This is a genomic window from Acidovorax sp. AC410 (genome assembly GCF_979253235.1).
This window is the reverse complement of the sequence record NZ_CEEDCG010000001.1, coordinates 3113905-3127404: the sequence shown is the minus strand read 5'-3', so window position 1 is coordinate 3127404 and position 13500 is coordinate 3113905. Positions and strand designations below refer to the sequence as shown.

The 13500-nt window shown below is 70.1% G+C and carries 15 protein-coding genes; 8 read left to right on the top strand and 7 right to left on the bottom strand.

Going from position 1 to position 13500, the window contains the following annotated elements:
- The first annotated feature begins 22 nt into the window (after positions 1-22).
- Positions 23-724, top strand: a complete 702-nt coding sequence (locus AC0IZS_RS14565; RefSeq protein ID WP_471636254.1) for a hypothetical protein — start codon at positions 23-25, stop codon at positions 722-724.
- Between the two features lie 126 nt (positions 725-850).
- On the opposite strand, the gene AC0IZS_RS14560 is transcribed toward AC0IZS_RS14565, so the two are convergent.
- The 3 genes from AC0IZS_RS14560 to AC0IZS_RS14550 all read right to left on the bottom strand — a co-directional run bounded on the left by AC0IZS_RS14560 (position 851) and on the right by AC0IZS_RS14550 (position 3050).
- Positions 851-1537 carry a histidine phosphatase family protein gene (locus AC0IZS_RS14560; protein WP_471636253.1) on the bottom strand — a complete coding sequence of 229 codons (687 nt, stop codon included), beginning with the start codon at positions 1535-1537 and terminating at the stop codon, positions 851-853.
- A gap of 113 nt (positions 1538-1650) precedes the next feature.
- Entirely contained in the window at positions 1651-2448 is a 798-nt protein-coding gene (locus AC0IZS_RS14555; protein WP_471639530.1) for a VOC family protein, read from the bottom strand.
- A gap of 23 nt (positions 2449-2471) precedes the next feature.
- Positions 2472-3050, bottom strand: a complete 579-nt coding sequence (locus AC0IZS_RS14550) for an OsmC family protein (RefSeq protein ID WP_471636252.1) — start codon at positions 3048-3050, stop codon at positions 2472-2474.
- Positions 3051-3348: 298 nt separating this feature from the next.
- On the opposite strand from AC0IZS_RS14550, the gene AC0IZS_RS14545 reads away from it, so the two are divergent.
- Genes AC0IZS_RS14545 through AC0IZS_RS14515 form a run of 7 tightly spaced genes read left to right on the top strand, consistent with a single transcriptional unit; the run spans position 3349 to position 10989 of the window.
- Positions 3349-5025 (top strand): TIGR04028 family ABC transporter substrate-binding protein, encoded by a 1677-nt coding sequence (locus tag AC0IZS_RS14545; RefSeq protein WP_471636251.1) that lies wholly within the window; start codon positions 3349-3351, stop codon positions 5023-5025.
- Between the two features lie 29 nt (positions 5026-5054).
- A complete protein-coding gene (locus AC0IZS_RS14540) occupies positions 5055-5996 on the top strand; it encodes an ABC transporter permease (RefSeq protein WP_471636250.1) in 942 nt (313 codons plus the stop codon).
- 3 nt (positions 5997-5999) lie between these two features.
- On the top strand, positions 6000-6953 hold the full coding sequence (locus tag AC0IZS_RS14535; protein ID WP_471636249.1) for an ABC transporter permease: 954 nt from the start codon (positions 6000-6002) through the stop codon (positions 6951-6953).
- Entirely contained in the window at positions 6950-8671 is a 1722-nt protein-coding gene (locus AC0IZS_RS14530; RefSeq protein WP_471636248.1) for a dipeptide ABC transporter ATP-binding protein, read from the top strand. The genes AC0IZS_RS14535 and AC0IZS_RS14530 overlap by 4 nt, the downstream gene beginning before the upstream one ends.
- Positions 8595-9710, top strand: coding sequence for a putative FMN-dependent luciferase-like monooxygenase (locus AC0IZS_RS14525; RefSeq protein ID WP_471636247.1), 1116 nt, complete (start codon positions 8595-8597; stop codon positions 9708-9710). The genes AC0IZS_RS14530 and AC0IZS_RS14525 overlap by 77 nt, the downstream gene beginning before the upstream one ends.
- Positions 9707-10381 (top strand): CMD domain protein, encoded by a 675-nt coding sequence (locus tag AC0IZS_RS14520; RefSeq protein ID WP_471636246.1) that lies wholly within the window; start codon positions 9707-9709, stop codon positions 10379-10381. Before AC0IZS_RS14525 ends, AC0IZS_RS14520 begins: the two co-directional genes overlap by 4 nt.
- The gene (locus AC0IZS_RS14515) at positions 10378-10989 is read left to right on the top strand and encodes an alkylhydroperoxidase domain protein (protein WP_471636245.1); all 612 of its coding nucleotides are present in this window, start codon (positions 10378-10380) and stop codon (positions 10987-10989) included. Before AC0IZS_RS14520 ends, AC0IZS_RS14515 begins: the two co-directional genes overlap by 4 nt.
- Here the strand turns inward: AC0IZS_RS14515 and AC0IZS_RS14510 are convergent, their stop codons facing one another.
- The 4 genes from AC0IZS_RS14510 to AC0IZS_RS14495 form a co-directional block, all read right to left on the bottom strand.
- A complete protein-coding gene (locus AC0IZS_RS14510) occupies positions 10990-11232 on the bottom strand; it encodes a hypothetical protein (protein ID WP_471636244.1) in 243 nt (80 codons plus the stop codon).
- Positions 11229-12086 carry a DUF429 domain-containing protein gene (locus tag AC0IZS_RS14505; RefSeq protein WP_471636243.1) on the bottom strand — a complete coding sequence of 286 codons (858 nt, stop codon included), beginning with the start codon at positions 12084-12086 and terminating at the stop codon, positions 11229-11231. Before AC0IZS_RS14505 ends, AC0IZS_RS14510 begins: the two co-directional genes overlap by 4 nt.
- 3 nt (positions 12087-12089) lie before the next feature.
- Positions 12090-12971, bottom strand: coding sequence for a DMT family transporter (locus AC0IZS_RS14500; protein WP_471636242.1), 882 nt, complete (start codon positions 12969-12971; stop codon positions 12090-12092).
- Positions 12972-13075: 104 nt separating this feature from the next.
- Positions 13076-13498, bottom strand: coding sequence for a BLUF domain-containing protein (locus AC0IZS_RS14495; protein WP_007855842.1), 423 nt, complete (start codon positions 13496-13498; stop codon positions 13076-13078).
- Positions 13499-13500 lie beyond the last annotated feature (2 nt).

Sequence of the window (13500 nt, the reverse complement as noted above, 5' to 3'; positions counted from 1 at the left end):
CTCCACCCGAACCCTCCACCCCATGCCTGCCCAGAAATCTGCGCCCCCTGTGCCCGACCACGAACGGGAGCTGACGGATGCCGGTCTGCAGCATGCCGTGCTGATGCGTGCCATGCCGGTGCTGCGGCACGACGTGGCCAGCCCCTTGTCGGTGATGCGCATGGGCACCATGCTGCTCAAGCGCCGCCTGGGCCAGGGTGACATGGCACCCGAGCAGGCCGTGGAGCGCGTGGAACAGCTGGAAGAACAACTCAACGAGATTTCGCGCCATATCCGCCGGCTGCGGCTGTGGGACCTGCAGATCAACGACCGCCATACTGTGCTGGAGCTGGCGCGCGAAGCGGTGGAACTGGCACGCCCGATGCTGATGGTGCGCGGTGCCGAGATGGAACCTCTGGCCGAGAACGCGGCCGGCTGGGAGGGTGATGCCAAGGTGCCGCACACGCTGCTGTACCTGGTGCTGGCCGCCATCTACCACCTGGCCGAGCAGCCCGGCCCGGCGCCCGCGCAGGTCACGGTGGAGCCCGTGGGCGCCCTCGGCGTGCGGGTCCGCTCGCACGGCACCTCGACCGCGTCGCAGGACTTTCTGCCCCCACCCGAGGCAGGAGGCCCCGCGCGGCCTCCGGCGCTGGACCTGGCCGCACTGCTGCGGCTGGCCCAGCCCCTGGGCGTGAAGGTACAGGCGAACGAGCGACAGATCGACATCACCCTGCCCGGAGCCTGATGGCTCCAGCGCGCGGCAGGCTCATGCGGATTTGCATTCGATCGTATGACTAGGCGGGAGCCGCAGACAGTGCTGTAGCACGGCAAGGCGAACCAACGACGTCATACGGTTGAAGGCAAATCCGCATCATTGCGTGCTGCCTTCCGTGACCAGCAGCTTGGCCTGGTCATACACCGGCTGCGGCGGCAGGTCCGCCAGGTGGCGCACGTCGCCCCAGTGCAGCAGCTCGATGGCATCTCCATCCAGGCGCACGCGGTTGAAGCCGGCATTCGGGATGTCGCTCTGGCGCGGACCGTGCAGGCCCACGCCGCGGGCCGTGCGCCAGACCATGTCGAGCACGCCGCCATGGGTCACCACCATCAGCGTCTTGCCCGCATGCTCCTGCGCCAGGCGGCGCACCGCATCCATCACCCGGGTATGGAACTGGCGCGTGGTCTCACCGCCGGGCATGCCGCCATCGGCGTCGAAGCGCAGCCAGTTCTCCCAGGCGTCGGCATGCTGCAGCTTGATGTCGTCCACGCGCATGCCGTCGACCAGGCCGAAGCTCTGCTCGCGCAGGCTGGCGTCCACCAGGTCGTCGATGTGCAGCTGCGGCAACAGGGCGCCCAGCACGGGCTGGGCCGTCTGGCGGGTGCGGATGAGGTCGCTGCAGACCAGGTGGTCCACCGCCAGGCGCTCGGCCCCCAGGCGCTCGGCCAGGCGGCGCGCCTGCTCGTGGCCGGTGGCGTTCAGGGGCACATCCACCTGGCCCTGGAAGCGCAGTTCACGGTTCCAGTCGGTTTCGCCGTGGCGTATCAAGATCAGTTCGGTCATCCCGTCCATTATCGAATGCATGCACAGTATTGCAAGCAAGTCCCCTGCCAGTGCTTTCCCTGAAAGCGCTGGCAACGGGTCATGGCAGCGCGCTCCGGGGCTGCCGGCTCGGCTCAGAACCGGATCGGGGCGCCGTGCGTGAGTGCCGGATCGAGCACTTGCGTGGCACCTTGGGCCCCTGCAAGCACGAGCGCATAGGGCCCCTCGCCGCGTGTGGCCAGGTGCCGGGCCAGCGGACCGACCTCGGTGCGTGGCGCGCTCAGCACCAGGGTGGAGGCACCCGCGCGCACCAGCGCCACCTGCACGTCGCTGTGCGGCAGGTCCACCGCCGCACTCGCATGGCTGGCCGGAGCCCCCTGCGGTGGCTCGCCCAGCAAGGCGCGATAGCGCGCCAGGCTGGCGGGCAGGTCATGCACGGCAATGGACAGGCTGGCCACACCGAGCGCGCCATTGGGATGCACGCGTGCATCGCCCTCGGGCACGCGCAGCGTGCGCGGCGTGAGGTCGCCGCACAAAAAGGGCAGGTCGTGCGAGGGCGGGCGTGCCGTCTGCCAGCGCAGCTGTTCGCCGTCGGGCCGCACGCGGCCGCCGTCGTGCGGGCCGCTCAGCGCCAGGCCGCGCGCCTGGGCAGCGGCCACGGTGGTGGCGGTGCCCGGTGGCAGCAAGGCAAAGTCGATGATGCCCTCGCCATGCTGCTGCAGCAGTTGCCACCAGCGGTCGGCGGGCGCCGGCTCGCGCCAGGCGATCAGCTCGAAGTAACTGCCGTCGGCAAACACCACCAGCGCGTTGTGCGTGGGCCGGCCGGGGTGGTCGCCACCGCGCAGCACGTTGAAGCCCAGCGCCTGGTAGTCGGCGATGGCCTTGTCGAGGTCGCTGACCGCGATGACCACATGGTCCAGCGGCAAGCTCAGGACTTGGGCGGGAGTACCTGCGCTCATGCGGCCACCGCCTCTTCGCTTTGCAGTGCGGCGGCAGGTGCCGCAGCCTTGGAGTTGGTGAGCTTCACCTCGGCGCGGATGGTCTGCGGGTTGCGCAACAGGTTCAGGATGGGGCAGTTGCGCTCCACCGCCTCGAACAGGGCATCGATGTCGGCGCGGCTCGCGGGCGAGTCGATGTGCACCGTGTAGGCGATCTCGTGCGGCCAGATGGGCGTGGCCTCGTGGCCCGGCTTGCCGCCGCGCGGGTCGATGATGCCCGTGACCTCGACCTCCAGGCTCTCCAGCGGCACCTGGCGCTCGGCCGCGTGGATCAGGAAGATATGGGTCACGCAGGTACCCAGCACTCCGAGCTGCAGCTCGGGCGAGCTCGGCCCCAGGTTGTAGCCCGCGAAGTCGGGCGGGCTGTCGCTGATGACCTGGTGGTCGCGGATGCGCAGGCGGCGCACACCGCTGCGGCCCTCGGCGCTCACACGCGCCTTCAAGGCGGCGGGCTGGGCGGTGCCCGCGTCGATGGCGGTCTGGCGCGCCAGCACGGCGGCGCGCTTCTCGGCCAGGTAGTCGTTCAGATGGGTCATGGCTCGGCGGTTCTCCAATGCGTGCGCGCCGCCGCTGACATCGGGCGGATCACGGACGGTCAGGCCATTGTTCGGGCCACCGCACCCGCTTGGGAAGCCAGAAAACCGAGCGCGCTTATGCGCATTTCAGATATGCCGCCCCGCGGCGCCAACCCTCGTTTTTCAGATAACGATCCTACTTTATATACCGATACGTTTATGTAGCGTCGCTACCATGAAATGCGTGAACCGGGTCCGCGCCATAGGGCGGGTCGCGGTGTTTTCCAGGCCATTTTGACTGCCGTTGCGGCGACGAGGTATGAACGTGTTTCCCCTGAAAAAATCGTTGGGCTGGGCTGCCGTGGGCATCCCGGTGTTGGTGCTCGGCGCGCTGCTGGCCGGCTGCTCCAAGAAGCAAGCGGAATCCACCGCAGCAGCCGGGGGCGGCCCCGTGCAGGGCGGCACGCTCGTGTACCTGGAGCAGCAGGCGCACACCAACCTGTACCCGCCGGCCGGGGGCTTTTACCCCAACGGCGGTGTGCTCAACCAGATCACCGACAAGCTCACCTACCAGGACCCCAAGACGCTGGAGATCCAGCCCTGGATCGCCGAATCCTGGGAGGTGAACGCCACTGCCACCGAGTACACCTTCAAGCTGCGCAAGGGCGTGAGCTTCTCCGACGGCACGCCGCTCGACGCAACCGCGGTGGCCAGGAATTTCGACACCTACGGCCTGGGCAACAAGGAGCTCAAGCTGCCGGTCTCGGAGGTCATCAACAACTACGACAAGAGCGAGGTGGTGGACCCGCTCACGGTGAAGTTCTATTTCAAGAAGCCCTCGCCGGGCTTCCTGCAGGGCACCTCGGTGATCGGCTCGGGCCTGGTGTCGCTGGCCACGCTGGCGCGGCCCTTCGAGGAGCTGGGCGACGCGACCAAGATCATCGGCTCCGGTCCGTTCGTGGTGACCAGCGAAACCCTGGGCAAGGAGCTCACGCTCTCGGCGCGCAAGGAATACGCCTGGGGCCCGACCAAGCTGGCCCAGCAGGGCCGCGCACGGCTCGACGAGGTCAAGTTCATCGTCACGCCCGAGGACAGCGTGCGCATCGGTGCGCTGCTGGCCGGCCAGGCCGGCTTCATCCGCCAGGTGCAGGCCTATGACGAAAAGCGCGTGCAGGAGCAGAAGTTCCAGGTCTACGCACCCTCCACGCGCGGTGTGAACAACAGCGTGGTCTTCCGCCCCGACAACGCCCTGGTGGCCGATGTGAAGGTGCGCAAGGCCCTGCTGCATGCCACCAACACCCAGGAGATCGTGCAGACCCTGTTCTCGGCCAACTACCCGCAGGCGAAGTCGGTCATTGCCTCCACGGCGGCCGGCTATGTGGACCTGTCGGCCAAGCTGGCCTACGACGAGGCCGCCGCGAAGAAGCTGCTGGACGAGGCTGGCTGGACCCTGGGCGCCAACGGCCTGCGCCAGAAGGACGGCAAGGAGCTGGTGCTCGCGGCCTACGAATCCCTGCCCCAGCCGCAGAACAAGGAGACCCTGCAGCTCATCGCCCAGCAATGGGCCAAGGTGGGCGTCAAGCTCAACGTGCTGGCCGGCGACAGCGGCAGCCGCACGGTGGACAACCTCGACCCCGAGAAGACCCCGGTCTCGCCCGGCATGGTCGGCCGCGCCGATCCCGACGTGATCAAGAGCAACTACTACCCCACCAACCGCAACGTGCTGCTGCAAAAAGGCGGGGTGAGCAGCAAGGTCAAGGGCTTCGTCGACGACAAGCTCAACGGCCTGCTCGACGCCATCGCCGCCGAGACCGACCCGGCCAGGCGCCTGGCGCTGGCGGGCGAGGTGCAGAACTACCTGATCGACCAGGCCTATGTGATCCCGGTGTTCGAGGAACCCCAGGCCTTTGCCGGCGCGCCCTGGGTGCGTGACGTGGGCTTCGAGGCCGTGGGCCGCCCCAGCTTCTACGGCACCTGGGTCAGCAAGCAGCCCTGAACACAACCTGCACTGCCAGGGACACGAGCATGAACCTGCCCTACCTCGCACGCCGCATCGGCCAGGCCCTGTTGGTGCTCTGGGCGGCCTTCACGGCCTCCTTCGTGCTGCTGCAGCTGCTGCCAGCTGATGCGATCCTGATCAAGTTCCTGAGTCCCGAGTTCGCCCTGGGACCGCAGGAGATCGCGGACATCCGCGCCTCCTATGGGGCCGACACGCCCGTGTGGCGCCAGTACCTGCACAGCCTCACCGGCTTTCTCACGGGCAACTTCGGCTACTCGGTGCAGGCCGGCGTGCCGGTCAGCCAGGGCCTGGCCACCAACCTGCCACCCACCCTGCGGCTGGCCAGTTTCGGCTTTGCCACGGCCCTGCTGTTGGCCGTGGCGCTGGCCTTCGCGGCGCAGCTGGCGCCGCTGCGCTGGCTGCGCTCGGCCCTTCAGTCGCTGCCCTCGCTGTTCGTCTCGGTGCCGGTGTTCTGGCTGGGCATCATGCTGATCCAGGTCGTGTCCTTCCGCCTGGGCTGGATCCCGGTGATCAACCCCGGCCGCTGGGAGGGTCTGGTACTGCCCACGCTGACCCTTGCCGTCCCGATTTCGGCGCCGCTGGCGCAGATCCTCTTGCGCAACATCGACGAGGTCCTCACCCAGCCCTTCGTGGCGGTGGCGCGTGCCAAGGGCGCCACGCGCCACTGGGTGCTCTGGAAGCACGTGGCGCGCAATGCGCTGCTGCCCACGCTCACCATCGCCGGCGTGCTCTTCGGCGAGCTACTGGCCGGTGCCGTGGTGACCGAGGCGGTCTTCGGCCTGAACGGCCTGGGCAGCCTGACCCAGCAGGCGGTGGGCAACCAGGACACCGCCGTGCTGCAGGCCGTGGTGGTGTTCTCGGCCACCGCCTTCGTGCTCATCAACCTGGCCGTGGACCTGCTCTACCCGGTGCTCGACCCACGGTTGCGCCACGCCCCCGGAACCTGACCCATGACCACCCACGCACACACCGCAGGCGAAGGCCTGCTGGCAGGGCCCGCACCCTCCTCGGCCGCACCGGTCCTCCAGCGCGTTGCCGCGGTATCGCCCGTATCCTCGGCGCCCCACGCGGCACCTGCGTCGCTCCTGGCACGCAGCACCCGCGCGCTGCGCGCCACGCCGCCCACGCTGCTGCTCGCCTGGGCGGTGATCGCCCTGGTGGCACTGTGGGCGCTGGTGCCGGGCCTGTTCACGGGCCACAACCCCATCCAGGGCACGGCCGGCCACCAGCTGCAGGGCCCGAGCGCCGCGGACTGGCTGGGCACCGACGCCCTGGGCCGCGACGTCTACGCCCGCGTGGTGCATGGTGCCGTGCACTCGCTCTCGGGCGCCTTCGTGGCCGTGGCCGTGGGCCTGGTGCTGGGCACGCTGCTGGGCCTGGTCGCGGGCTCGGTGGGCCGCTGGGTGGACGACGCCCTCATGCGCACGGTGGACGTGCTGCTCTCCGTGCCCCCGCTGCTGCTGTCGCTGTCCATCATCATCATCCTGGGCTTTGGCACCATCAACGCGGCCATCGCCGTGGGCGTGGCCTCGGTGGCGACCTTCGCGCGGCTGGTGCGCTCGGAGGTGGTGCGCGTGCGCCGCACCGAGTACGTGGAGGCGGCTTTCGGCAGCGGCGGGCGCTTCAGTGCCGTGCTGTGGCGCCATGTGCTGCCCAATTCGCTGACTTCGGTGATCGCCATGGCGGCGCTGCAGTTCGGCTCGGCCATCCTGTCCATCTCCACGCTGGGTTTCCTGGGCTACGGCGCGCCGCCGCCCACGCCCGAATGGGGCCTGCTGATCGCCGAGGGGCGCAATTACATTGCCACCGCCTGGTGGCTCACCACCGTGCCCGGCGTGGTCGTGGTGGCCGTGGTGCTCTCGGCCAACCGCATCAGCGCGGCCATCGCGAAAGGCCGCCCATGAGCACCAGCCCTCCCCGCCCCACGCCGGTCCTCGAGGTCGAGGACCTGGCCATTGCCTACCACGACGAGCAGCAGCACGCGCAGCGCGTGGTGCACGGCGTCTCGTTCTCCATCGCGCCCGGCGAGGTCGTGGCGCTGGTCGGCGAGTCGGGCTCGGGCAAGACCACCACGGCACAGGCCGTGATCGGCCTCCTGGCCGACAACGGCCGGCTCGAGCACGGCGCCATCCGCCTGAACGGCACCGACATCGCCGGCTGGCCGCAAAAGCGCCTGGACGGCATCCGCGGCAGCGTGGTGAGCCTGATCCCGCAGGACCCGACCAGCTCGCTCAACCCTGTGCGCACCGTGGGCGAACAGGTGGGCGAGATCCTCAAGATCCACCGCCGTGACGACCGCCGCGCCATCGCGGCACGCGTGTTGGAGCTGCTCGAGCGCGTGGGCCTCTCCCAGCCCGCGCTGCGCGCGCGCCAGTACCCGCACGAGCTCTCGGGCGGCATGAAGCAGCGTGTACTGATCGCCATCGCCATCGCACTGCGACCAGCGCTCATCATTGCCGACGAGCCCACCAGCGCGCTGGACGTGACGGTGCAGCGCCGCATCCTCGACCTGATCGACGACCTGCGCCGCGAGGACGGTACGGCCGTGCTGCTGGTCACGCACGACCTGGGCGTGGCGGCCGACCGGGCGGACCGCCTGGTCGTGATGCAGGGCGGCCGCATCCAGGAGCAGGGCCCTACCCAGGCGCTGCTGCGCGCGCCGCAAAGCGCCTACACACGCCAGTTGCTGGCCGATGCGCCCTCGCTTTCGACCGGCTCCTTTCGCCCGGCGTCCAGGGGCGCCACTGCCTATGGCGGGGACTTCGCCATCGTGGTCGACCAGTTGGTCCACGAATTTCCCGTGGCGGGGCAGACGCCCCCTTTCCGCGCGGTGGACCAGGTCTCGTTCAAGGTGCGCCGCGGCACCACGCATGCGCTGGTGGGCGAGTCGGGCTCGGGCAAGACCACCACCATCCGCGACGTGGTGGGCTTTGCGCGCCCCACGGCGGGCCGCATCCTCGTCGAGGGGGTGGACCTGACCACGCTGCGCGGCGAGGCGCTGCGCCAGGTGCGACGACGCATCCAGCTGGTGCACCAGAACCCCTTCAGCTCGCTGGACCCGCGCCAGACGGTCTACCAGATCATCGAAGAGCCGCTGCTCAACTTCGAGCCCATCGCGCGGACCGAGCGCGAGCGCCGCGTGCACGACATCCTGGCGCGCGTGGGCCTGCCGCCTGCCGTGCTGCAGCGCCCGCCGCGCGCCCTTTCGGGCGGGCAGCGCCAGCGCGTGGCGATTGCGCGCGCCCTGGTGCTGGGCCCGCAGGTGCTGGTGCTCGACGAAGCCGTCTCGGCACTGGACGTGACCGTGCAGGCGCAGATCCTGGCGCTGCTCGACCAGCTGCAGCGCGACCTCGCGCTGACCTACCTCTTCATCTCGCACGACCTGGCTGTGGTGCGCCAGATCGCGGACACCGTCTCGGTGCTGCAGGCCGGCCGCCAGGTGGATGCCGGGCGCGTGCAGGACGTGTTCCTCTCGCCCGGCAGCGACTACACGCGCGAACTCATCAACGCCATCCCCGGCCATGCCGCCCCAAGGAACAACAACCGTGCCCTCCACCCTACCCACGACACCCACCACCACGCCGGGTCCGAAACGCCTGGGCTTCTTCAGCAGGCTGCTTGACGACGCCCCGGCGGGCGAGCGCTACCGCCTGGTGGCCGAGCAGATCGCCCATGCCGAGGCCCTGGGCTTCGACTCGGCCTGGGTCGCGCAGCACCACTTCCATGAGCACGAGGGCGGCCTGCCCTCGCCGCTGGTCTTCCTGGCGCATGTGGCGGCACGCACCCACCGCATCCGGCTGGGCACGGGCATCATCACCCTGCCGCTGGAAAACGCCGTGCGCGTGGCCGAGGACGCCATCGTGCTCGACCTGCTCGCGGGCGGCCGGCTCGAAGTGGGCGTGGGCACGGGCGGCACACCCAAGTCGTTCGCCGCCTTCGGCCTCCACAGCGAGGATCGCTCGGCGATCTTTGACCGGCAGCTGGCCGTGCTGCGCACAGCCTGGGCCGGCCAGTCCCTTCCGGGCGGCGACACGCTCTACCCCGCGGGCCGGCAACTGCTGGGCCGCATCTGGCAGGCCACCTTCTCCGTGGCGGGGGGCACACGGGCCGGGCTGGCGGGCGACGGGCTCATGCTCTCGCGCACCCAGCCGCGCACCGACGAGGCGCCCCATGCCACGCTGGCCGAGATCCAGAACCCCATCGTCGACGCCTACCTGGCCGCCCTGCCCGCGGGCAGCACGCCACGCATCGTGGGCTCGCGCAGCCTGTTCGTGGCCGAGAGCCGGCAGGAGGCGCTGCGCCTGGCCGATACCGGCCTGCGCCGCGCGGCCGCGCGCTTCGCAGCGCAGGCCACCAAGTCGGGCACCGCGCCCCGGCTAGGCCCCGATGCACCGCTGGAACAGCTGATCGCCGCCTACGACGTGCACCTGGGCACGCCCGAGGACGTGATCGCATCGCTGCGCGCCGACACCACGCTCGAGCGCGTGACCGATCTCGTGTTCCAGGTGCACTCCATCGACCCGCCGCACGCAGCCATCCTGCGCTCCATCGAACTCACGGCCACCGCGGTCGCGCCCGCCCTGGGCTGGGTGCCACGGCACCCGCCCACGGCCGCGCCCCGCGCCGTCATCCCCCAACAAGCGACCACGGAGCCTGCATGACCCAGCCCCACGACACCACGCCCGATGTGATCGACCTGCTCACCGGCATCCAGCCGGGCGACCGGCTCGACGCCATCCGCCGCCACCGCCTGCAGGCGCGCACCCATGCCCAGCAAAGCCACCTGGCCCTTTTCGAACCAGCACAGTTGCTGCCAGGAAGCCGCTTCACTCTGGCCGACCGCCAGGCCGTGGCAGCCTTCGTGGCCGGCCTGCACCAGCAGCCCGATGCCACGGCCTTCTACAACGCCGCGCTGGCCTCCGAAGGCGCGCGCCAGGCCCGCCCCGGCGTGCCCCAGGCCATCGCGGCCGAGGTGGTGCGCGGCGCAGCCAGCGGCCCCTATGGCAGCTACCCGCCCGGCCCGCTGAGCGAAGAGGACCAGGCCGGCCCGGCCTACACCGTGGGCGAGGTGCAGCGCGCCGTGCTGGGCAAGCCGCTGTCGGCTGCGCTCGAACACGCGCACCTGCTCACCTTCCACCCACGCGACGCCAGCCCGGCCGCGCTGCAAGCGCTGCTCGACGCGGGCTGGGGCACGACCGATATCGTGACCCTGTCGCAGCTGGTCGCCTTCCTGGCGTTCCAGATCCGCGTGGTGGCCGGGCTGCGTGCCCTGGCTGCTGCCCCCGCGCCACGCGGGCAAGCCACCCTGTCCAACGAGGAGACGCAGGCATGAGCGACACCACCCTTTCGCACCCCGGCAACAATGAGCCGGTGGCCTTCACGCAGGCGCAGCTCAACTGGCTGCCCTGGCTCGCGCCCCTGCCCGAGGCCGAGCTGACCGACCGCCACCTGGCCGGCCTGGTGGACGCAGCGCGCGCCAAGTCGCCCTACTTCATGCTGCTGGCGCGCGACCCTGACATCCTGGGCGCGCGCACGCGCACCGACAAGGACATCTTCTACAACCCCGACGCCGGCCTGCCGCGCGCCGAGCGCGAGCTGTCGGCCACCGCCACCTCGCGCCACAACGGCTGCATCTACTGCGCCTCGGTGCACGCGCGCTTCGCGGCGCATTTCTCAGGCCGCGCGGACGATGTGCAGCGCCTGCTCGACGAGGGCACCAACACCGACCTGGGCCCGCGCTGGAACGCCATCGCACAGACCTCGGTGGCGCTCACGGACACACCGCTCGATTTCGGTACCGAGCACATCACGGCGCTGCGCGAAGAGGGGCTGGACGATTTTGCGATTTCGGACGCGCTGCACGGCGCGGCCTTCTTCAACTGGGCCAACCGGCTGATGCTGTCGCTGGGCGAACCGCAGGAAGCCGCAGTGAAGGTTTAGCTAACGCATCGGCACGATGAGCACCTTGCGGCGCGGAGCGCAGCCGGGGCCGTCGTAGGCCGGGCTGTCCTTCTGCCAGCCGCTGCCGGGCGAGGTCTGGGCGCAAACGCGGGCGCCATCGACCTTGCTGCGCCAGTAGAACCAGGGGGCGGGCGCTGCAAGTGCCGCCGTCGCGGCGAGCGTGCAGGCCAGCACACCGGCCCACAGCCGGTATGCCTGCAGGGAAGTGGCAGCACCTGTCATGGCGCCATTGTGGCCGCCCCTGCGCCCGCCAGGGGCATGGGCGCGGTGACGATCCAGCCCTCCAGCGGGTCCAGGCCGGGCGGCAGGCCGTAGAGCGCATCGCCCTGGGCATGGCGCTGCTCGGCCCAGCCTGCCTGCAGCATGCACAGCACGGCGTCCAGGCTGTCGCCGCTGGCGTCGGCCACCAGGGCGTCGCGCTGGGCGTGGCTGAGTTTGAGGCGCAGGGCCAGGCGGGTCTGCCCCAACTCCAGTGCGGTCAGCAGGTCCTTGCGCGCGATGAGGCGCTCGGGTGTCTGTTTCGCCACGTCGTCGCTCTTGTAGCTGCGCCGCTGCAGCACCTCGCGCGCGAGCAGGCCGGGGTAGGCCTCCAGCGCCACGCGCGTGGGGTCACCGGCATGCAGGCCGGGCAGGTGCGCGCCGGCATCGAGCAGCAGCGGCACGCCCGCATGCAGCATGTAGGCCACGGGCGGGTTGACCCATTTCATCGACGGGCTGGAGCCCGCGGGTCCATCGGTCGCGCGGTGCGCGAACTTGCCACCCACCGGACGCGCGTCGCAAAAGGCGGCAAAGGCATCGCGGATCTGCGCGCGGGTGAGCGACTGGTAGTGCTGCATGCTGGGCAGCCACTGCAGCGGCCAGCCCAGGGTCTGCAGCAGCTCGCGCGGCAGGCCGAAGGGCAGGTCGAACCCGCCCACCCAGTGGCGCGGCTCGGCCAGCCAGGTGCCCACCGCAGCCAGGGTTTCCAGCCGCACCAGTTCCGTGAGCTGCACGCGCGCACCCTCGCGCCGGCCCAGGGCCAGCACCACCGGCTTGCGGCGCGTGGGGCTGCTCGAAAAGTCGCACCCGAGCAGCATGAATCACCCCAGGGCGAGCGCAGTGACGCCGGCCGCGATGAGCACAGCCCCGCAGATGCGCGCCACCCGGTCGCCTTCGCCCAGCAGGTGCCCGCCGATCAGCGCGGCAAAAAGCATGGAGACCTCGCGTGCGGGCGCGACGTGGGACAGGGGCGCCTCTTTCATCGCATACAGCACCAGCACATAGGCCACGGGGCTGACCATGGCCACCAACAGCGCAAAGCGCCACTGCGCGCGCCACAGCTGGCCCGCGGTGGGCAGGTCGCGCAGCACCACGGGCGCGAGCAGCGCCACGCGCACGAAGTTGCCCATGTAGTCGACGAGGATGGGCGACATCAGCAGGATCTTGACGGCATAGCCGTCCACCACCGTGTAGCTGGCGATGAAGGCACCCGTGAGCAGGCCGTAGAACATGCCCTTGTGTACGCGCTCGCGCGCGGCCGGGTCGTGCGCAGCGCGCAGCAGGCCGGGGCCGCCCGCGATCAGAAACACCCCGCCCACCACCCCGGCGATGCCGGCCACGCCCAGCGCCGAGATGCGCTCGCCCAGCAGCGTGATGGCCACCAGCGACGACATCAGCGGCCCCGAGCCGCGCGCCAGCGGGTACACCACCGTGAGGTCGGCCTTGCGGTAGCCGCGCAGCAGGATGACGAAGTAGCCCACGTGCAGCAGCCCGCTGGCCACCACGAAGCCCCATTCCACCGCGCCCCACAGCGGCACCGCATCGCGCCCGAGGTACCAGCCCAGCGGCGCCCAGACCAGCATCATCAGCACCGAGGTGAAGAACGCGAAGCGCGAATCCCCACCCGCCTTCTTGGCCACGATGTTCCAGCAGGCATGGATCAGGCCCGCCAGAATGATGAGGCCGAAGGCATTGAGGGTCACGGTGGGAAGGCGGAAAAAGGAATGCAAAAAGCCGCAGCGCGTCGGCAGCTGCGGCCCAGGCCAGGGTGTCTGGAATGACGGACAGGCCGGCAGGCCCGGCCCTTTTACGCTCTACCGATGATCGAGGCCGTGGCCATGAGTTCTTCGAGCAGCGCGAACGATACCCTGCCGGACACCGCATACGGGTCGAGCTCGGGCTTCTCGGAGTACTTGAGCAGGATCGAGTGGTTGATCTTGGACAGGTTCACCTGGCCCATGGTCCAGCCGCCGAAACGGCGCTCGGTGATCTCCTCGTAGTGCAGCAGTTCCACGTTCTGGTGCCGTGCATCGCGCTGGATGTGACCGTACAGGTCGCTCACGGCCGAGCGGCCGCCCTCGATGGCCTGCAGGAAGATACCGCCGCCGTAGCAGAGCACGCCGGTGATCCCGCTGCCCGGGTTGTGCTGGCGCGACTGCGTCAGGATGGCTTCGATGGCGGCGGGCGAGGTGTCCACCGCGCGGCTGGCATAGAGCAGGCGTACGAGCATGG